Source organism: Streptomyces beijiangensis, from assembly GCF_017315755.1.
In the GTDB taxonomy this organism is placed as follows: domain Bacteria; phylum Actinomycetota; class Actinomycetes; order Streptomycetales; family Streptomycetaceae; genus Streptomyces; species Streptomyces beijiangensis.
This window is the reverse complement of sequence record NZ_JAFLRJ010001316.1, coordinates 1-358: the sequence shown is the minus strand read 5'-3', so window position 1 is coordinate 358 and position 358 is coordinate 1. Positions and strand designations below refer to the sequence as shown.

The 358-nt window shown below is 73.2% G+C and carries 1 pseudogene; it reads right to left on the bottom strand.

Annotated features, from left to right (window positions below):
- Positions 1 to 358 (bottom strand): annotated as a pseudogene (locus J0695_RS41645) (AAA family ATPase); the annotation flags it as partial.

The following is a 358-nucleotide window of genomic DNA, read 5'->3' as shown; positions in this document are numbered from 1 at the left end:
CCAGTACCCCAGCAGCCGTGCCGTGTCGGCGGGGTCGTCCTTTCGGACGACGCCGAGCAGATGGCCGGGCAGGAGGGAGAGCACGTCCCGGTCGCCAGGGAAGTAGGCGGCGGCCAGGCCCAGGGAGCCCGCGACGGAGACCGCCTGCGCCGTGCTCATCACTGTGGAGGGGCGCTCGACCTCCCAGCCCTCCACGGAGCGACCCTCGCGCAGGTCCCGGAAGGCGGTGACAAGGGCTTCGAGGACCGCGTCGTCCACCTGGTAGGCGGCGCCCACGCGTTCGACGGCTGCCCGCGACTGGCGCCGGACGAGCGCGGTCTCGGCGTCCACATCCCCGATGGGGCCAACGGTCTCGAAG